This window comes from Rhodoligotrophos defluvii, from assembly GCF_005281615.1.
GTDB lineage: Bacteria > Pseudomonadota > Alphaproteobacteria > Rhizobiales > Im1 > Rhodoligotrophos > Rhodoligotrophos defluvii.
The window spans coordinates 655,712-674,448 of sequence record NZ_SZZM01000002.1 but is presented as its reverse complement, the minus strand read 5'-3'; the positions used below and the strand labels follow the sequence as shown (position 1 = coordinate 674,448).

Below are 18,737 nucleotides of genomic sequence, written 5' to 3'. Positions count from 1 at the left end.
GCTTGACAGCAGATAGTGCACGGAAAAGGCCGACTCACTTTATCCTAGCGCATGAGGCACGCGAGGCATCATGCGCATCATCCACACCGCAGACTGGCAGATCGGCAAGCCCTTCAAGCAGTTCGGCGCGCGCGAGGCGGTGCTGCAGGATGCCCGGCTGGTGGCGATCGAGACGATCGGCGCGTTGGCCCGGCGCGAAGGCGCGGCCCATGTGCTGGTGGCGGGCGACGTCTATGACAGCGAAGCGCCTGCCTTGCGCACCCTGCTCGCGCCTTTGGAGCGGATGCGGCAATTCCCGGAGGTGCACTGGCACCTGATGCCGGGTAACCATGATCCGCACCGGCCCAAGGGCGTGTGGGATCGGGTGCGCGAGAGCGGCGTGCCGGACAATGTGCACCTGCACCTGGCGCCCGAGCCGGCCGCGCTGGGCAGCGACGCGGTGCTGCTGCCTTCGCCCCTGACCCGGAAGAGCGAGGCTTCCGACCTGACGGAATGGATGGACCGGGCCGCCACGCCGGAGGGCCTGGCCCGCATCGGCCTGGCGCACGGCTCGGTGACCGGCTTCGGGAGCGAAGGCGAGGCCTCCAACCCCATCGATCCCAGGCGGCTGTCGCGCGCCGGCCTCTCCTACTTGGCGCTTGGCGACTGGCACCGCACCCTCCAGATCGGCCCATCCATCTGGTATGCGGGGACGCCCGAACCGGACCGCGCCGGCAGCCAGGAGATCGGCCAGGTGCTGGTGATCGATATCCGCGGGCCGGCGGCGCCGCCGCTGATCACGCCTCACCGGGTCGGCCGCTATCGCTGGCTGACCATGGCGGAGCATCTCGACGGGGAGGATGCGGTCGAGGACCTGGAACAGCGGCTGCGCGGGTTGCCGGAGCTGTCCGCAACGGTCGTCCGGCTGGTGCTGAGCGGTGCCTTGTCGCTCACGGCGCGGGCGGATCTCGACCGGCGGCTGACCACGCTTGCGGCCGCAGCCTTCGCACTCGATGTGGATCTGTCCGCGCTTGCGGCGCGGCCGACGCTCGCGGACCTGGAGGCGATCGATTTCGGCGGCGTGTTGCGGGATGCGGCTGACCGGCTGCGGCAGATGGCGGAGGATCCTGCGCTGAGTGCCGCGGAGCGGCGGCGGGCGGAGGAGGCGCTGGTGCAGCTGTTCACCATGGTTGCCGGGCAGCCAGCCCAGGCGGCCGCGCTGCGGCGCCTGCGGGAGATCGCCTGATGCAGCTGACCAGCATCGCCGTCGAGGGGGTGGGCCGGTTCGGCGGCCGCGCCCGCATCGACGGGTTGGGGCCCGGCGTGAACGTGCTGATGGCGGCGAACGAGGCGGGCAAGTCGACCTTGTTCCGGGCGATCCGCGCCTGCCTGTTCGAGCGGCACAGCACCAAGAACGAGTTCGTCAAGGCGCTGGCCAGCGACGGCTTGGCGCTGCCGGTGACGGTGACGCTGGGCTTCGAACATGAGGGCGCGGTCTATAGCTTGCGCAAATCGTTCCTGAAGAGCCCGGCGGCGAGCCTGCGCCGGGGCGACCGGGAGCTGGCGCGCGGCGCGCAGGCGGACGAGCTGGTGTGGGAACTGCTCGGCATTGCGCGCGGGCAGGGGCGGTCTATGGATGATGCCGCTTTCGGCCTGTTGTGGGTCGGTCAGGGGCAGTCGTTCCGGTTGCCGCAGCCTTCCGATGGCGCAAGCTCGGTTCTGAATGCGGCCATCCAATCGGAACTCGGCGATATTGTCGGTGGCGAACGGGCACGTGTGGTGCTCAATGGCTTGAAGGCCGAGCTCGGCCGGCTGGTGACCGACAAGGGCAAGCCGAAGGCCAACGGGCCCTTGGCCTCGGCGGAGGACCGGCTGACGCTGATCGACGACGACCTTGCGGAGGCGGAACGGCGGCTGGCCATTCTGGACCAGCAGTTCGGGCAGCTTGCGGCCAGGCAACGCGAGCGGGCGCGCTGGGCCGATCCGGCAGAGACCGCGCGGCAACTGGCCGCGCTCGATGAGGCCCGCAAGGCGCATCAGGCGGCGGAGAGCATGGCGGCTATTCTCGCGCAATATGAGGCGGATGAGCGGCAGGCGCGCGCCGTGTGCGAGCGGGAGCGGCAGAAGCTGACCTCGCTTTTGGAGCGGGCGGACCGGATCGACGGAGATCGCGAGCGGCTGCGCCAGCTCGAGCAGGCGCTCAAGCCGCTGGACAAGCGCGAGAAGGCGGCGCGGCTGGCTCTCACGGAGGCGCGGTCGGCGCTCGCGGCTGTGACTGCCGAGGGCGAGCGGCTGGAGGATGAGGAGCGCCAGCTGCAGCGTATCGTTTCGGTGGCCGAGCGGGCCGCTTCTCGCGATTTGCTGCAGCAGCGCCAGCGGCAGCTTGCCGATCTTGCCCGGCGCCAGCAGGAGAATGCGGCCGCTTTGCGCGCCAACCCGGCCAGCACGGCGGTGATTGCCAGGTTGGATGAGATCGAGCGCGATCTCGAGATGATCTCGGCCCGGCTCATGGCCGCAGCGCCCCAGGTGTCGATCATGCCGGGGCCGGCGGGGGCTGGTCTCATCCAACTCGATGGCGCCGCTGTGGACGGCGCCTTGCACCGTTCGGCGCTGGAGCCGATGACCATCAAGGTGGGGGGCGATGGTGGCGAGATCGCGACCATCACGATAATGCCGGCCATGGCGAGCCTCGCGGCCGACCGCAAGAAGCAGCAAGCGCTGCAGGCCGATTTGGCGGCCCTATTGGCCGAGCTCGATTTCGCGGATGCGGATGCATTGCGCGCGGACCGGGCCCGCCGGCAGGAGCTGGAGGTGGAGGCGCGCAGCCTGCAGGCGGAGGCAAAGGGGCTGGGCCTCGGCCAGGAAACGGCAGCGGCCGCCGCCGAGCGGGTCGGCCGCGAGATCGAGGACATCGAGGCGAGCCTTGCTCGGACCTTGTCGGAGCTTGGTTTGGTCGCCCTGTCATCGCCCGAGGATCTGGAGCGGCGGCAGGCTGCCGTCCAGCAGGGGCGGGACGAGATCCGGCGCAAACGGGCAAGCCTGGACGGGATGCTGGCGGCGCAGAACGAGATCCTGGCCGGCATTGCCGACCAGCGCGGGCGATTGCAGGGCACCGAAGCGGAAATCCGCAACAGGTTCGCCGCCGATCTGGCGGTGCTTCCCGATGAAGAGCGCGACCAGCGGCTTGGCGAATTGCAGGAGGCCTGCCACCGGGCGGACGAGGCGCACCGCCTCAAGGTGGCGGCCCTGGAAGCGCAGCGGCGCTCGGCGCCTTCGCCGGAGGAATGCGAGCGGCTGCGGATCCGGGTGACGCGGCTGGAAGAGGCGCTCGAAAACCGCAAGGCGCAGATTGCGCAGCTCGACCGGGAGATCGCCCATCTGGAAGGGCAGATCCAGAGCGCGGGCGGCGACGGCATCGGCGAGAAGGTGGAAACATTAAGGGCGCAGCGGGATCTGGAGATGCGCGAGGTGGAGCGGCAATGGGCGCGGGCGGCCAGCCTGCAGCTGCTGCGCGATACGATCGAGGATTGCTACAAGGCGCAGCGCGACCGGCTGCATGCGCCGCTGCAGCGGCATTTGCGGCCGCTGGTGAACGATGTGTTCCCCGCAGCGGAGCTCGCCCTAGGCGACGGCTTTGCGGTGGCCGGGCTCAAGCGGGCCGGCCCGGAGGCGGAGGGGTTCGACCGCCTTTCCGCCGGCACCCAGGAGCAGATCGCGGTGCTGGTGCGGCTGGCCATGGGCGCCATGTTGGCCGAGCGGGGGCATGAGGTGCCGATCGTGCTCGACGACGCGCTGGTCTATTCCGACGACGACCGCATCGAGCGCATGTTCGATGCCCTGAACCGGGCGGGCCGCAGACAGCAGGTCATCGTGCTGACATGCCGCATGCGGACTTTTTCGCGGCTCGGCGGCAATACCCTGTCGATAGTTCAGGGACTGGATTGACTCTTTCCGGTCTTGCGCGTTTACTAGAACAAAATAGGAACACGAGAATGTCTGCCAAGCATGAAACGCTTGCCGGGCTGCGGCGGTGTTTGGCCGAAATCGAGGCAGCCACTTGGAGTGGTCCGGCACATGATACAGAGATTGATCCAGCACATGATACAGAGATTGAGGTCCCCTGTCCGGGTATAGAGATTGGAGCGCCCCGCCTGGGTATAGAGATTGGAGCACCTCACCCGGATAGAGAGATTGAAGCGTCCCGCCCGGTTCAGGGCATCAGGCATGTGCTGGGTGCCGCCCCCTCGCCGCGCGAGGCCAGGCTGTGGGGAGATCAGCGCCGTGGTGCTTTGGCCGGCCGGAGGAAGCCCAAGCATGGCTTTGGCGCGCTGATCGCTTCCATGCGGAAGCATGCGGCAAGGTCTGCTATCGGCACGGCCGCTCCCGGACTGGATGCGCAGGATGAGGCGGGCAAGGTATCCTTCGGGATGCCTCATATCGATGAGGCGATCGGCGGCGGGCTGCCGCGGGGCGCGTTGCACGAGGTGTTTGGGGCCCGCGCGGCCGATGGGGTTGCGGCCGCTGCCTTCGGCCTGGGCCTTGCCTGCCGGGCAAGCGGGGCCGACCGGCCTATTCTATGGGTGCGCCAGGACATGGTGGCCCGCGAATATGGCGAGCTCTATGGGCCCGGGCTCCAGGAATTCGGCCTTTCGCCGGAGAAGATGGTCCTGGTGCGGCTGCGCGATGGGCTCCAGGCCTTGCGGGCCGGGCATGAGGCGCTGCGGTGCTCGGCTTTGGGGGCCGTGGTGATCGAGCTGTGGGGGAACCCCAAGGCGCTCGATCTGCGGGCAACGCAGAAGCTCGCCCGCGCGGCGGCACGCTCGCGGGTGAGCGTGTTCCTGATCCGCATCATGGGGCAAGCCCAGCCCAGCGCCGCCTTGAGCCGCTGGTCCGTTGCGGCCCTGCGCTCTGGCCCGCCGGAGCTCAGCCTAAAGGATGTGATCGGAAAGGAAGCGCCGATGGGCGCGCCGGCATCGGCCCTGTTCGGGCCGGGCTTGCCGGCCTTCCGGCTGGACCTGTTGCGGCACCGGGCCGGCTTTCCGCCACGATGCTGGCATGTGGAGTGGAACTGTGAGCGACTCATTTTCCAGGAACCGGCGCTATCTCGCGCTGTGGCTGCCCTTCCTGCCGACCGACCGGCTGCACCGGGAGGCCCGGTTGCGCCGCTCGTCTGGCGCCGGGCCGGCTGAGGACCGGGGCATTGGCGCCAGGAGCGGCAGGCGCCCGCTGGTGGTGCTGACACGAGCCAAGAATGCGCTGCGCATTGCCCATGCGGATCAGGCGGCCCTGGGCTTGGGGCTTCATCCGGGCCTGACCCTGGCGGATGCGCGCGCCCGGGTGGCCGATGTCGCCACGGTGGACGAGGACCCGGCGGCGGATCAGGCCGCGCTGGAGCGGATTGCCGACTGGTGCATCCGCTATACGCCGCTGGTGGGGCTGGATGGGACGGACGGGGTGATGCTCGACATCACCGGCTGCGCGCATCTCTTCGGCGGCGAGGCGGTGCTGCGGGATGATGTGGCCAGGCGTCTGCAGGCCATGGGCTTCACGAGCTTCAGCGCCATTGCCGGAACGCCCGATGCGGCCCGGGCGCTGGCCCGTTTCGCCAGAGGCGGCATTCTGGCGCCGGGCCGCGAGGCGACGGCCTTGCGGCCTCTGCCGGTGGCGGCGCTGGGCATTGCGCCGGACCTGGTGCTGGCTCTGAGCCGGGCGGGGCTCAAGACCATTGCCGATCTTGAGGATAGGCCGCGCAATCCGTTGGTGGCCCGGTTCGGCAAGGATGTGGCGGAGCGGCTTGCCCGCGTGCTCGGCGAGATGGACCACCCGATCTCGCCGCGCCGGCCGGTGCCCGCCTTCATGGCCGAGCGCCGCTTTGCCGAACCGGTGGTGCGTGCCGAGGACATCTCGGCCACCCTGAACGGGCTTGCGGAGGAACTCGGCGCCTTGCTGGAACGGGACGGGGCAGGTGGCCGCGGTTTCGAGGCCAGCTTCTTCCGGGCGGACGGGGATGTGCGCCATATCGCCGTCTCGGCCGGGCGCCCGCTGCGCGATGCCGGGGCGATCACCCGGCTGTTCGCGGAGCGGCTTGCCTCTCTGGCGGACCCGATCGATGCGGGCTTCGGCTTCGATGTGATCCGCCTGGCCGCCTGCGCCACGGAACAGGCCGATGCGGCGCAGATCGGCTTTGACGGCCGCACGCGGGAGGACGAGGCGGTGGCCGCGCTGATCGACCGCCTGTCCGCCCGGTTCGGCGAGAGCCATGTGCTGCGCTTCGTGCCGCAGGACAGCCATATCCCCGAACGCCGGGTGAGGCTGCTGCCGGCCATCGCGCCGGCGGAGGCTGCCCTGGCCGGAGCGGCCCTGGCCGAGAGGTCTGGCGCCCGCGAGCCCCAGCTGCCTTTGCGCCTGTTCGACCCGCCCGAGCCGGTGGAGACCATGGCCGAGGTGCCGGACGGGCCGCCCAAGCAGTTCCGCTGGCGGCGCATCCTGCACGAGGTGGTGGCAGCGGAAGGGCCGGCCCGGATCGCGCCCGAATGGTGGCGGCGCGAGGGCGACACCGATGAGGAGGGCAAAAGCTTGACCCGCGATTATTTTCGCATCGAGGACCAGGAGGGCCATCGCTTCTGGCTTTATCGCGAGGGCCTCTATGAACGGGAGACCGGCCGGCCCCGCTGGTATCTGCACGGGATTTTCGCATGAGCGCCGCAGCCCAGGCTTATGCGGAGCTTGCCTGCGCGTCGAACTTCTCGTTCCTGCACGGCGCCTCTCACCCGCATGAGCTGGTGCAGCAGGCCTGTACGCTTGGACAGAACGGCATCGGTATTGCCGACCGCAACACGGTGGCCGGCGTTGTGCGCGCCCATACGGCGGTGAAGATGCTGCGCGAATTCCTCCTGCGTGAACAGGGGGTCTCCTGCGGTCTCAAGCTGGCGGTGGGGGCGCGGCTCGTCTTCAGCGACGGCACGCCCGACGTGGTCGCCTACCCCGAAAACCGGGCGGGCTGGGGCAGGCTGTGCCGCCTGCTCACCTCGGGCAATTTGCGCGGCCGCAAAGGCGAATGCCGGCTGACGCTGGATGACCTCACCAGCCATTGCGGCGATCTGTTGCTGATCGTCATGCCCGATGACCTCGCCAAGCTGCGGCCGGTGCTGACGGCGCTGGCGGAAGCGGCGCCCGGCGCGGTGTGGCTCGGCGCCACCATGTTACGACAGGGGCATGATCACCGCCGGCTGGCCCTGCTACAGGCGATCGGGCAGGCGGCGCGTGTGCCGCTGCTGGCCACCAATGACGTGCTCTACCACGCGCCGGACCGGCGGCCCTTGCAGGACATCATCACCTGCATCCGGGAAGGGCTGAAGGTCGAAACCGCGGGACGCGTGCTGGAGGTGAATGCGGAGCGCCACCTGAAGAGCCCTGCGGAAATGCTGCGGCTGTTCCGCCATGCTCCGGCGGCGGTGGCGGAAACGCAACATGTGCTGGCCCGCATCGACTTCTCGCTCGAGGAGCTCAAATACGAGTATCCGGAGGAGCCGGTGCCGCCGGGCAAGACGCCGCAGACCTATCTGGAGGAACTGGCTTGGCGGCGGGCGGAGCTGCGCTATCCCAAGGGGATCCCCGAGCGGATCGTCAAGCTGCTCAACCAGGAGCTCAGCCTGATCGCCGAGCTCAATTATGCCAATTATTTCCTGACCATCTACGACATCGTATCCTTTGCCAATAACCGCGGCATTCTCTGCCAGGGGCGGGGGTCGGCCGCCAATTCGGTGGTGTGCTACCTGCTCGGCATCACCAATGTCGACCCGATGGATATCGACGTGCTGTTCGCGCGCTTCGTGTCGAAGGAGCGCCAGGAGCCGCCGGATATCGATGTCGATTTCGAGCACGAGCGCCGCGAGGACGTCATCCAATACATCTACGGCCGCTATGGCCGGCACCGGGCGGGGATCGCGGCCACGGTCATCCACTACCGCCCGCGCTCGGCCATTCGCGAAGTGGGCAAGGTGCTGGGGCTGACCGAGGATGTCACCTCGGCGCTGGCCTCGACCGTGTGGGGCAGCTGGGGCGACAGCCTGCCCGACCGGCAGGTGCGGCAGTCAGGCTCCGACCCCGCCAATCCCGAGATTGCCCGGGCGGTGGATTTCGCCGAGCAGCTGATCGGCTTTCCCCGCCACCTCTCCCAGCATGTGGGCGGCTTCGTGCTCACCCGCGGGCGGCTGGACGAGACGGTGCCCATCGGCAATGCGGCCATGCCGGACCGCACCTTCATCGAGTGGGACCGGGACGATATCGACGAGCTCGGCCTGTTGAAGGTGGATGTGCTGGCGCTGGGCATGCTCACCTGCATCAAGAAAGCCTTCGACCTGCTGAAGCAGAACAAGAGCCTCAGTCTCGATCTGACCTCGACCGAGCGGAATGACGAGGCGGTCTACGACATGCTGTGCAAGGGGGATTCGATCGGCGTGTTCCAGGTGGAAAGCCGCGCCCAGATCAACATGCTGCCGCGGCTGCGCCCGCGCGAATATTACGACCTGGTGATCCAGGTGGCGATCGTCAGGCCCGGGCCGATCCAGGGCGACATGGTTCACCCCTATCTGCGCCGCCGGAAGAACCCGAAGGAGGTGGATTATCCATCGCCGGGGCCGGCCTATCCCCAGGACGAGCTCAGGGGTGTTCTCGAGCGGACATTGGGCGTGCCCCTGTTCCAGGAACAGGCGATGAAGCTCGCCATCGTGGCGGCCGAATTCACCTCGGAAGAGGCCAATCAGCTGCGCCGGGCCATGGCCACGTTCCGCAATGCCGGGACTATCCATACGTTCGAGAAGAAGCTCATCGAGGGCATGGTGCGGCGCGGCTATGAACGGGATTTCGCCGAGCGCTGCTTTGCCCAGATCAAGGGCTTCGGCACCTATGGCTTTCCCGAAAGCCATGCGGCGGCCTTCGCCCATCTCGTCTATGTCTCCTCCTGGATCAAGTGCCACCACCCGGAGGTGTTCGCCTGCGCCCTGCTCAATTCCCAGCCCATGGGCTTCTATGCGCCGGCGCAAATCGTGCGGGATGCGCGCGAGCACGGGGTCGAGGTGCGCATGGTGGACGTGAATGCCAGCCATTGGGACAACACGCTGGAACAGCGGGAGGATGAGAGTTTCGCCCTGCGGCTCGGCTTCCGCCAGATCGACGGGTTTCACCGGGAGTGGGCGGAGCGGATCGTGGCGGCGCGGCTCCACGCTTATGCGGATATGGAGATCCTGGCCCGGCGCACAGGGCTTACCCGCGCCGCGCTGCAGAAGCTGGCGGAGGCCGACGCCTGCCGCTCCATGGGCCTCGACCGGCGCGAGGCGTTATGGGCCGTGCGACGCCTGCCGGACGATGGGCCGCTGCCCCTGTTTGCCGCTGCGGATGCGGCGGAGCTTGGCATCGAGCCCGAGGTTTCCTTGCCGGCAATGCCGCTTTCCGAGCAAGTCATCACCGATTACCAGACCATCCGGCTGTCGCTGAAGGCGCACCCCCTGGTTTTCCTGCGCGACCGCTACCGGCGAGAGGGCATCGCGAGCTGTGCGGAAACGGCCGCGCGGGCCGATGGCGCCTGGATCAAGACGGCAGGCGTGGTGCTGGTGCGCCAGCGGCCGGGCGAGGGCACGGTGATCTTCATCACTCTGGAGGATGAGACGGGGGTGACCAATGTGGTGGTGTGGGCGAGCATGTTCGAGAAGTTCCGGCGCGAGGTGATGGCCTCGCGCCTGCTGGAAGTGCGCGGCCGGGTGCAGAAGAGCGAGGAAGGCATCGTGCATCTGGTGGCGCAGCGGCTGATCGACCGCAGCGGCGATCTGGCCACCTTGGTGGAGACGGCGGAGACGGCTCCATCCGTGCCGGTGGAGGATGCGCCATCAGGTTACGTTGCCTCACGCGCCCGGCATCCACGCAATGTGCGGGTGATCCCGAAATCGCGGGACTTTCACTGATCTCCGCTATTCTGCGGGGTCGCTATGACCACCTCGTGCTTCAGGCAGTGATTGATGACATAGCTGCCGAAACGGGCGCCATCGTGCTCATCCGGCTGGGTTTCGCCCCTGTCGTCCACCGCCCGCGACATCAGGATGGCCGGGCCGGGTGCCTCGGGCACCTGCCAGTCCAGAGCCCAGCGGCGCCAGACATAGGGCTGCGCCGGATCGATGAAGCTCGCTTCGCGCCAGGTGCGACCGCCATCGGTGCTCACCAAGACTTGGACCACCGAGCTCTCCCCGGTCCAGGCGCTGCCGGTGATCCGGCAGATGCGGCCGGCAACGACCGCTTCGTGCAGGGCTGGCTCGATGATGATGGATTTCGGCTTCATCGTCCCAAGCGGGCGCCGCACAGGGTGGCCCGCCTGTAGGTCCCAATAGGCATAGTCGGTGGTCTGCCAATAGCCCTGGAATGGCTGATTCACCGCATGAATGCGCGTCAGCCACTTGACGGACGCCATGCCGTAATGCCCGGGCACCACGAGCCGGAGGGGGTAGCCGTGGTCCAGCGGCAGGTCGCGGCCGTTCATCTGATAGGCCACCAGAACCTCCGGCGCCAGAGCCTTTCCGCGTGGCAGGCTGCGCGCATAGGCGATCGGCTGGCGCGGTGCCGGCTCGCCGCCGACCAGGCCGCGGTCAGCGCCCTCCACGACAATGTCGCAGGCCTCGTCCATCAGCCCTGCTTCTGCGAGCAGATGGGCCAACGAGACGCCGGTCCACTCGGCCGTGCCCACCGCGCCCAAAGACCACTGCACACCGGCTGCCCGCCGATCAAGGAAACTGCGGCTATTGCCGGCGCACTCGATCGTGGCGAGCCGGGTTGTGCACGGCATGGCGCGCACCGCGTCATAGCCCAATGCGAGCGGATTGCGAACGGCTCCATCGATCGTCAGCCGGAAGCCCCCGATGTCCAGCCGCGGCGCAGCGAAATGGTTGCGGACATAGAAGCGGTCGTTCGGCGTCACGAAGCTTCGCAGCTCGGCAACGGGCGTCTCCAGGTTGCAGGGGACCTCCTGCCGGAGGATGAGCCCGGCAGACGAAGAAAGCAGGGCTTCCGGGGACGTGCGCTCTGTATCGGCCATGAAATCCTGCGCAGCTGCGAATCCGCCGAAGGACAATAATGGGATCCCCACACCGTGGCGAGATGGCACGTGGCCGCCGACAATCGCAACTTTGCGCGGCTGAGCGGAATATCTTCCATGTCCGGGCGAGGCGCGGGTTCATCTGCCATGGTGGGCCCCCGCGTCCAACGATCGCATTGAACAAGACTCGGCGAGCGGGGAAAGGTCAGCGAGGTGGGCTGCATGCCCTCCCGGGAGGGCGCAAGATGAAGAACTGGCTGATTGTGGCAGCAGCGGTCGTGGCCGTGCTGGCCGCCTTATGGCTGGCAGGTCAGGGCATGGATCTGTCGGCGGGTGCCGAAATGAGCTTCGACGGCTATGCTGCCATGGTGATGGGCGCCATCCTGACGCTTGCCGTCGGTGTCGTGCTGATGTGGCTGGTGTTCTATTCCTCCCGGCATGGCTATGACGCGCCGGCTGAGGAGGATCGGCGAGAGCCAAAGGACGACAAGCCCCCGAGTCCCTGATCGGGGAAGCGCCCGCCTTTCAGTCCTGCGGGACGGGAGCGCCCGTCTGGAGCTGTACCAGGCCGATCTTGCTATAGCCCGCCTGCCGCACCTCGTTCATGAGATCCATCACATCGCCATAGGGGATCGCTTTATCGGCGCGCAGGAAGATGCGCTGCTCGCGATCGCTCTGGGTGATGTCGTTGAGCCGCGCGGCCAGCTCTTCGCGCGGGATCCGATCATTGCCCAGAACCAAGGAAAGATCCGGCTGCATGGACAAGAACACGGGCTTGTCTGGCCGCTCCTGCGGGGCCGCATTCGAGGTGGGCAGATCGACCGGCACATCGACCGTGGCGAGCGGTGCAGCCACCATGAAGATGATGAGCAGCACCAGCATCACGTCGATGAACGGCGTGACGTTGATCTCGTGGGTCTCGACGAGGTCGTCACCCTGGGAGTCATCGAGCCTTGCGGCCATGCGCGCTACTCCACCGAAACAGGATGGACCAGCGGCGGGCGCTGCACCGGTCGACGAAGGGGGGCGGGCGCGCTCGTCTCCCGGTCGAGGTCGCGGCTGAGCAGACGCATGACCAGCGCTGACGCATCGCCAAGTCCGGCGCGGTAGCCGGATATGGCACGGGCGAACATGTTGTAGATGACGACCGCGGGAATGGCGACCACCAGGCCGATGGCGGTAGCGAGGAGGGCTTCCGCAATCCCAGGCGCCACTACCGCCAGATTGGTGGTCTGCGCCCGCGAGATGCCGATGAAGCTGTTCATGATGCCCCAGACCGTGCCGAAGAGGCCGACGAAAGGCGCCGTCGATCCGATGGTGGCGAGAAGGCCGGTGCCCACCGCCATGGAGCGCCCGGCGCGCGCTTCGATCCGGTTCAGCGTAACGGCAACGCGATCCTTGATGCCGGAGGCCGGCAACTCGCTCGACGCGGCCCATTCTGCACGCGCAACGCGAACCAGCTCGCCGGCGGGCCCCGGGGCCCGCGGCAGAGACTTTTCCGCATCATGGAGCGAGGGCGCGGCATTCAGGATGTTCAACGCCTGCCTCAGGCGCCGTTTCGCGCCCAGCAGCTCGACCGATTTGGCGAGCCACACCGTCCAGGTGAGGACCGAGGCAAAGGCAAGCGAGATCATCACCGCCTTGACCACCCAGTCGGCGGCCATGAACATGCCCCAGGGCGAGAGATCCTGCGGCAGGTGCGCACGCGAGACGCCGGGTGCCACAAAGGCATCCTGCGCGGCGCCTCCAGCGGAAGCCCCGGGGAGAGCAGGTTGGGAAATCGGACCTGCCTCAGTCTCGGACGGTGGTGGCGTCTGCTCCGTGGCGGCCGGCAGCTCATCCGTCTGCGCGGGAAGCTGTGGCGCGTCAGTCTGGGCGAGGCCGGGGGCGGCGGTTGCAAGCACCACCAGCATCGCCATCATGAGGATGGTGCTCCAGGAAGGGCAGAGCGCCTTCCCATCGTGTCTGCTCGATCTCATGCAATATCCCGTTCGATGGCGGGGAGACAGCGCTGCTTGCTGGACAATGGCGCTCTGCCGCAGTCGCGCTGGCTGCGCTCGCAAATCCGCACCCCTTCTGCCGCAAAAGCTGTCAAGACTGCAAGGGTGCTGCTACAGCACGCCGCGGGCGTGCTTTGGTTGAAAACGGGCTGGCAGCCGGATCATCGGCTTAAAATCACAACCAAGGGTATATTGTCTGCGCCTCGGGCAAGCGCCTTCCGATGCCGCTCATCGGCTGGCGGCGTGGTCCGGCTTGTGCAGGACCAACAGCACGACGACCGTGGCCAGTTGGATCGCCAGCAGGAGCAGGAATGGACTGGCCGGATGTCCGGTTCTCTCTCCGATCCAGTGGCTGACGACTGGTGCCGCTACCCCGGCGCCGGCGGACGCCGCCAGCGAAAAGCCGAGCACTGCCGCCGGGTTGCGCTTCGAGATGTCGATGATCGTCGCGCAGAGAACCGGCAGCGCGGAGACGATCAGCCCGATGGCCGCGCATATCAGACTTACCAGGAAGGTTTGCGATGGCGCGCCGGTGGCGGCAGCAGCGGCCAAGCAGGCCAGCGCGATGGTCGCCAGCAGGGTGCTCGCCAGGATCACGGCGGTGCGCGCCTGGCGCAACCATCCCATGGTCTGCAGCCGCCGATCTGAAATAAATCCGCCGAGCCAGATCAGTGGAGCCGCGATCAGCCAGGGAAGGCCCGGCGCCCAGCTCGACAGTCGCGACGACGTCGCAATGTGCGGCAGCAGCCGCTGATCGAACCATATCGCCGTGAAGAACAAGGCAAAGCCCAGCGCCATGAAGGCCCAGGTGTTGGCAAACAAAGTGGCCGGCGCGAAGAACGCGATGCTGCGGCGGGGCTCCGCGACCGCCGCCTTTTGCTGCTGCACCCGCTCGCGAACAGTCATCAGGCGGCCGATCCGCTGGAGCTCGCTTCGCGAGACGCGGCTCGATTGGGCCGGATCGTCGGTATAGAGCCGTGTCCACAGGGGAAGCCAAGCCAGAACCAGCAGTGCTGCCCCCCATAGTGTCGGGCGCCAGCCGGTAAAGGCGATGATCCATGGCATGAGCAAAGCGGCGATGCCTAGGCCGAACGGCAGCGCCGCGAGCACCGACCCCAAGACGAAGGCATGCTCGTGCGGTGAGAACCAATCAGCCACGCTTCGGATCACGGCAGGCAGTATGGCTCCCGTGCCAAACCCAACCAACAGGCATGCGATGAGCTGAGTCGAGAGACGGGTGGACAAGCCGCCCAACAGCATGCCGGCTGCAACGAGCAGAGCCGCGGTCATGAACACGCGCCGTGCGCCATAGCCATCGCAAACGAGGCCGGCGGGCAGCGAGGCGATTATGAAGCCGAGACCTAGGCCCGCCAGCAGAAGCCCACGATGTTCATCGGCCAGATCCGTCTCGAACAGGAAGGGGTCCAGCGCCTGCGCGATCGCCGAATGCGCGAGTGTGACAATCAGCACGAACGAAAACAGCACGCAAAGGATCACCCAGCGAAAGCGGGTCTCGATGGGGGCAAGGCCCGTAGCGCGAGATATAGGGTTCATTGCTTCCACGGGCTGGAAGCATAACATCAACTTAAGATTGCATAATCAGTAGAACGCCCGTTGCAGGACAGTTTGGCGGGCCGCGTGGAAACCATGCAACAACCCGGGGCGACCCAAACCGTCAATCCTCCACAAACACCTCCTCGCGCTTGCGGCGGATGGCGGGGAGGAAGGTCACGATGAGCGCAAGCGCGGTAACCAGGAGCAGTCCGGCGCTCAAGGGTCGCTCCAGGAACACCATGGGGTCGCCGCGCGAGATGATCATGGCGCGGCGCATATGCTCCTCGAGCAGGGGGCCGAGCACGAAGCCGAGCAGCAAGGGCGCTGGCTCGCAGCCCAGCCGCACGAGGACATAGCCGATGATGCCGAACACCGAGATGGCATAGATGTCGTAATTGTTCAGATCGAGCGAATAGCAGCCGATACAGGCAAAGGCGACGATGGCCGGGAACAGCACATTATAGGGGATGGTAAGCATCCTCACCCAGATGCCGATCAGCGGCAGGTTGAGCAGCACCAGCATGAGGTTGCCGATCCACATGGAGGCGATCACGCCCCAGAACAGCGCCGGCTCGTCCCTGATCACATTGGGCCCGGGCGTGATCCCCTGAACGATGAAGGCGCCGACCATGAGCGCCATCACCGGATGGGCCGGCAGGCCGAGGGTGAGCAGCGGGATGAAGGAGGTCTGGGCCGCAGCATTGTTGGCGGATTCGGGCGCCGCCACGCCCTCTATGGCGCCGTGGCCGAACCGCTCTGGCTCTTCGGACAGCCGCTTCTCGATGGCATAGGAGGCGAAAGAGGAGAGGATGTGCCCGCCTCCGGGGAGCACGCCGAGGATCGAACCCAAGGCCGTGCCGCGCAGGACGGGCGCGGCCGCCCGCCTGAAATCATCGACCTTCAGCCAGAGGCCCTGCACCCGCTTTACCAGGACTTGACGGGTCTGCTCGCTCTCCAGATTGCGCAGGATCTCAGCGATGCCGAACACACCGACCGCGACCGAGACGAAATTGATGCCGGAATAGAGCTCGAACAGGCCAAAAGTGAAGCGCGGGGTGCCGGTGTAGATGTCTTGGCCCACCAGGCCCAGCAACAGCCCGAGCACGATCATGGCCAGGGCCTTGAGGATCGAGCCATGGGCAAGCGCGATGGAGGCGACGAGCCCGAGCACGATCAGCGAGAAATATTCGGCAGGACCGAATTGCAGGGCAACGCGCGCCAGGGGCGGGGCGAACAGCGCGACGGCGAAGGTGGCCACGCTTCCGGCGAAAAACGAGCCGAGCGCGGCGACGGCCAGGGCGGTGCCCGCCTTGCCCTGGCGGGCCATTTGGTAGCCGTCGATGGCGGTGACGGCGGATGAGGATTCACCCGGCAGGTTGATCAGGATCGCCGTGGTCGAGCCGCCATACTGCGCTCCATAGTAGATGCCGGCGAGCATGATGAGTGCGGTCACCGGCTCGAAGCTGAAGGTGATCGGCAAGAGCATGGCGACGGTCGCGGTGGGGCCGATGCCGGGCAGCACGCCGACCAGCGTGCCCAGGAGGACGCCGACGAAGCAGTAGAGCAGGTTGACGGGCGAGAACGCCGTTGCAAAACCCAGGTGCAGGTTGGCGAGAATGTCCATCGGGTGCTGCTGCCCTCAGTCGCCGAGCCAGGGGCCAAAGACAGGCACCGTGATGCCGAGGCCGTAGATAAAGATCGCCACACAGAACAAAGTGAGCAGGGCTGCGAGCAATATGGCGAGGGGCGGCGAGGTGCGGCGGCTCGCCAGCGCGCTCATGACGGTGGTGACGAACAGGGCCGGGGCAAGGCCCAGCCCCCTGATGGTCAGGCCGAACATGATGGGGGCTGCCAGCAGCAGCAGGAGGCCCCGCCATGGAATCGCGCCGAGGGGCTCAGCGCCCGCGTCGAACAGTGCCTTGGCGGCGATGGCGCCCCCGATCACCATGAGAAGGATGGCCAGCGCCAGCGGGAAGAAGCCTGGTCCCATGCGCAAGGCCGTGCCGAGATCATAGCCGAGGGAGGCGATAGCGAAGGCAAAGCCGAAGCCGATGAAGATCACACCGGCGATGATGTCCCGCAGCGACTTCTGCATGAGATCACCTCGCGGCCAGGCAAGAGCGCGCTGCTCCCTGCCTGGCCTATAGCCTCACTGGGCGTAGACGCCGGCCTTCTCGATGATGGGCTTCCAGAGCTCGGTCTGCGCCTTCAGGTGATCACGCAAGGCCTGTGGCGACACGTCCTCTTCCGGCGAAGGGCTCGTGCCGAGATCAGCGAAGCGCTTGACCATGGTCGGGTCCTTCAAGGCCGCTTTGAGAGCATTCTGCAGCTTCTCGATCACCGGGGCGGGCGTGCCCTTCGGCGCATAAAGACCGTGCCACACGGCGACCTCAAACCCGGGGAGCCCAGCCTCGTCCGCGGTCGGCAGGTCGGGCAAGGCGTCGAGCCGCTGCGGCGTGGTCACCGCATAGGCCTTGATCTCGCCGCCCTTGATCTGGCCGGTAGTGTTGGTGGTCTGGTCGCACATGAAGTCGACCTGGCCGCCCACGAGATCGGTGAGGGCCGGACCGGTGCCCTGATAGGGAACGGTGGTGAGCTCGGTGTCGATCGCATTCATGAACAGCATGCCGCAGAGATGCGAGGCCGCGCCAATGCCCGCATTGGCGTAGGTGACCTTGTCCTTGTTGGCCTTCACGTAGTCGATGAGCTCTTGCAGCGTGTTCGGCGGAAAGTCCTTGCGGGCGACGATCACCATCGGCACCTCAGTGACCAGCCCGACCGGCTCAAATCCCTCGATGGGGTCGAAGGGGAGATTGCGGTAGAGGGTCGGCGCGGTCGACATGCCGATGTGATGCAGGAGCAGGGTCTGGCCATCGGGCTGAGCTTTGGCCGCCTGGCCAGCGCCGAGCGTGCCGCCGGCGCCACCCACATTCTGCACGACAACTTGGGTGCCCAGTTCCTTGCTCATGGGCTCGGCGACGAGCCTCGTCACGGTGTCGGTCGGGCCGCCGGCCGAGAAGGGCACGATGATCGTGATCGGCCCTTTCGGAAAGTCCTGGGCTGCCGCCGGTGCAATGCCAATTGCAACGAACACGGCTGCCAGCCAGTGTGAAAAACGCATTACATCATCCTCCCAAGGGGCCGGGTCGCCCTGCGGGTTCCGGCCCTGTTATGGCAAAAGACTGGCCGGATTTCGCCCGTGGTGCAACCCGACGAAGGTCGATAGCCGCATAGCCGCAACCCACGGGAAGGCGACTGCTTGGCCGGCGATATCGAGTGGGCAAGACGATGCGAGCGCCTCGTAGAGAGCTAAGAATCGGTCGCCCGACGAGCGAGGCGAGAGGGTCAAATCCGTCTTCCGGCGCGATTCCCAAAAGCAGAGTAGCCCGCGTCCGCAGAAATTGCCTGAGCCGCAGCATTTACGTGCACAGACAGCAGTTTGATCTGCTTCGCTGAAAGGCGACTGGCGGGGCCGGAGATGCCTATTGCTGCCGCCGGCTTGCCAAGCGCATCCCAAATGGCAGCACCGATCCCGCGAACGTCCTGCCGCCATTCGCCCCAGTTGACGGCGAAGCCCTGAACACGAACCATCGAAAGTTCCTGTTCCAAGGCAGCAAAGTCGGTAATCGTCCGCTCCGTGAACTTCTCCAGCCCGTGGGGATACCGCAGGCGAACATCTCCGGCGAACGCCAGCAAAGCCTTTCCCGTCGCCACACAGTATGCCGGCGCGCGCCCGCCAATCATCGTGTAGGATCTTATGGGATGAGTGCTGTCAAATTTGTGGATGTAAATGACTTCACCACCATCAAGAACCGATAGATGTACCGTTTCATTTGTCAATTGGAGAAGTCTGATCATATGCGGTTCTGCGATATTCTTCACGCTTATTCGGCTGGATGCAGTACACCCCAATTCAAAGATTTTTAATGTGCACTCGTAGTCTGTCGAGTTGGTGCATCGTCTGACGTAACCTGCGGCAGCCAGCGTCTTGAGAGTCCGATGGATGTTGCTTTTTTCCAGATTCATTTCGGTCGCCAATTGGGTCACCCCGGCTGGCCCAGAACGCGCCAGCTTCTCAAGTAAAGCCAATCCCTTGAGCAGGGTTCTATCCATGACGGCCGCTT

General features: G+C 66.5%; 14 protein-coding genes. 6 read left to right on the top strand and 8 right to left on the bottom strand.

Going from position 1 to position 18,737, the window contains the following annotated elements:
• Positions 1-70 precede the first annotated feature (70 nt).
• The 5 genes from E4P09_RS12240 to E4P09_RS12220 all read left to right on the top strand — a co-directional run bounded on the left by E4P09_RS12240 (position 71) and on the right by E4P09_RS12220 (position 9,938).
• Positions 71-1,225 carry a metallophosphoesterase family protein gene (locus E4P09_RS12240; RefSeq protein WP_137389871.1) on the top strand — a complete coding sequence of 385 codons (1,155 nt, stop codon included), beginning with the start codon at positions 71-73 and terminating at the stop codon, positions 1,223-1,225.
• Entirely contained in the window at positions 1,225-3,924 is a 2,700-nt protein-coding gene (locus E4P09_RS12235; protein WP_137389870.1) for an AAA family ATPase, read from the top strand. The genes E4P09_RS12240 and E4P09_RS12235 overlap by 1 nt, the downstream gene beginning before the upstream one ends.
• Before the next feature lie 281 nt (positions 3,925-4,205).
• Entirely contained in the window at positions 4,206-5,168 is a 963-nt protein-coding gene (locus E4P09_RS26475; protein WP_137389869.1) for an ImuA family protein, read from the top strand.
• Entirely contained in the window at positions 5,050-6,678 is a 1,629-nt protein-coding gene (locus E4P09_RS12225) for a Y-family DNA polymerase (RefSeq protein WP_239025149.1), read from the top strand. Before E4P09_RS26475 ends, E4P09_RS12225 begins: the two co-directional genes overlap by 119 nt.
• On the top strand, positions 6,675-9,938 hold the full coding sequence (locus tag E4P09_RS12220; RefSeq protein WP_137389868.1) for an error-prone DNA polymerase: 3,264 nt from the start codon (positions 6,675-6,677) through the stop codon (positions 9,936-9,938). The genes E4P09_RS12225 and E4P09_RS12220 overlap by 4 nt, the downstream gene beginning before the upstream one ends.
• Here E4P09_RS12220 and E4P09_RS12215 read toward each other — a convergent pair.
• Positions 9,932-11,059: a sulfite oxidase gene (locus E4P09_RS12215; RefSeq protein ID WP_137389867.1), complete on the bottom strand. Its 1,128-nt coding sequence runs from the start codon at positions 11,057-11,059 to the stop codon at positions 9,932-9,934. The two genes, E4P09_RS12220 and E4P09_RS12215, sit on opposite strands and share 7 nt — an antisense overlap.
• Positions 11,060-11,304: 245 nt before the next feature.
• Between E4P09_RS12215 and E4P09_RS12210 the strand changes: the two genes are divergently transcribed.
• Complete coding sequence (locus E4P09_RS12210) at positions 11,305-11,565, top strand: hypothetical protein (RefSeq protein WP_137389866.1); 261 nt, start codon at positions 11,305-11,307, stop codon at positions 11,563-11,565.
• Between the two features lie 19 nt (positions 11,566-11,584).
• On the opposite strand, the gene exbD is transcribed toward E4P09_RS12210, so the two are convergent.
• The 7 genes from exbD to E4P09_RS12175 all read right to left on the bottom strand — a co-directional run bounded on the left by exbD (position 11,585) and on the right by E4P09_RS12175 (position 18,726).
• The gene (gene exbD / locus E4P09_RS12205) at positions 11,585-12,022 is read right to left on the bottom strand and encodes a TonB system transport protein ExbD (protein ID WP_137389865.1); all 438 of its coding nucleotides are present in this window, start codon (positions 12,020-12,022) and stop codon (positions 11,585-11,587) included.
• 5 nt (positions 12,023-12,027) lie between these two features.
• Positions 12,028-13,038, bottom strand: coding sequence for a tonB-system energizer ExbB (gene exbB / locus E4P09_RS12200; protein WP_137389864.1), 1,011 nt, complete (start codon positions 13,036-13,038; stop codon positions 12,028-12,030).
• A 249-nt stretch (positions 13,039-13,287) separates the two neighbouring features.
• Entirely contained in the window at positions 13,288-14,613 is a 1,326-nt protein-coding gene (locus E4P09_RS12195) for an MFS transporter (RefSeq protein WP_170984392.1), read from the bottom strand.
• Between the two features lie 121 nt (positions 14,614-14,734).
• Positions 14,735-16,237, bottom strand: coding sequence for a tripartite tricarboxylate transporter permease (locus tag E4P09_RS12190; protein ID WP_137389862.1), 1,503 nt, complete (start codon positions 16,235-16,237; stop codon positions 14,735-14,737).
• 15 nt (positions 16,238-16,252) lie between these two features.
• Positions 16,253-16,708: a tripartite tricarboxylate transporter TctB family protein gene (locus E4P09_RS12185; protein ID WP_137389861.1), complete on the bottom strand. Its 456-nt coding sequence runs from the start codon at positions 16,706-16,708 to the stop codon at positions 16,253-16,255.
• Positions 16,709-16,762: 54 nt separating this feature from the next.
• A complete protein-coding gene (locus E4P09_RS12180) occupies positions 16,763-17,734 on the bottom strand; it encodes a tripartite tricarboxylate transporter substrate-binding protein (protein ID WP_137389860.1) in 972 nt (323 codons plus the stop codon).
• 224 nt (positions 17,735-17,958) lie between these two features.
• Positions 17,959-18,726, bottom strand: a complete 768-nt coding sequence (locus E4P09_RS12175; RefSeq protein WP_137389859.1) for an IclR family transcriptional regulator — start codon at positions 18,724-18,726, stop codon at positions 17,959-17,961.
• Positions 18,727-18,737: the final 11 nt, after the last annotated feature.

Excerpts from the sequence above, each read along its gene's own strand:
- E4P09_RS12240 (WP_137389871.1), top strand. The coding sequence starts at position 71 with ATGCGCATCATCCACACCGCAGACTGGCAGATCGGCAAGCCCTTCAAG.
- E4P09_RS12235 (WP_137389870.1), top strand. The coding sequence starts at position 1,225 with ATGCAGCTGACCAGCATCGCCGTCGAGGGGGTGGGCCGGTTCGGCGGC.
- E4P09_RS12220 (WP_137389868.1), top strand. The coding sequence starts at position 6,675 with ATGAGCGCCGCAGCCCAGGCTTATGCGGAGCTTGCCTGCGCGTCGAAC.
- E4P09_RS12215 (WP_137389867.1), bottom strand. The coding sequence starts at position 11,059 with ATGGCCGATACAGAGCGCACGTCCCCGGAAGCCCTGCTTTCTTCGTCT.
- E4P09_RS12210 (WP_137389866.1), top strand. The coding sequence starts at position 11,305 with ATGAAGAACTGGCTGATTGTGGCAGCAGCGGTCGTGGCCGTGCTGGCC.
- exbD (WP_137389865.1), bottom strand. The coding sequence starts at position 12,022 with ATGGCCGCAAGGCTCGATGACTCCCAGGGTGACGACCTCGTCGAGACC.
- exbB (WP_137389864.1), bottom strand. The coding sequence starts at position 13,038 with ATGAGATCGAGCAGACACGATGGGAAGGCGCTCTGCCCTTCCTGGAGC.
- E4P09_RS12195 (WP_170984392.1), bottom strand. The coding sequence starts at position 14,613 with ATGAACCCTATATCTCGCGCTACGGGCCTTGCCCCCATCGAGACCCGC.
- E4P09_RS12190 (WP_137389862.1), bottom strand. The coding sequence starts at position 16,237 with ATGGACATTCTCGCCAACCTGCACCTGGGTTTTGCAACGGCGTTCTCG.
- E4P09_RS12185 (WP_137389861.1), bottom strand. The coding sequence starts at position 16,708 with ATGCAGAAGTCGCTGCGGGACATCATCGCCGGTGTGATCTTCATCGGC.
- E4P09_RS12180 (WP_137389860.1), bottom strand. The coding sequence starts at position 17,734 with ATGCGTTTTTCACACTGGCTGGCAGCCGTGTTCGTTGCAATTGGCATT.
- E4P09_RS12175 (WP_137389859.1), bottom strand. The coding sequence starts at position 18,726 with ATGGATAGAACCCTGCTCAAGGGATTGGCTTTACTTGAGAAGCTGGCG.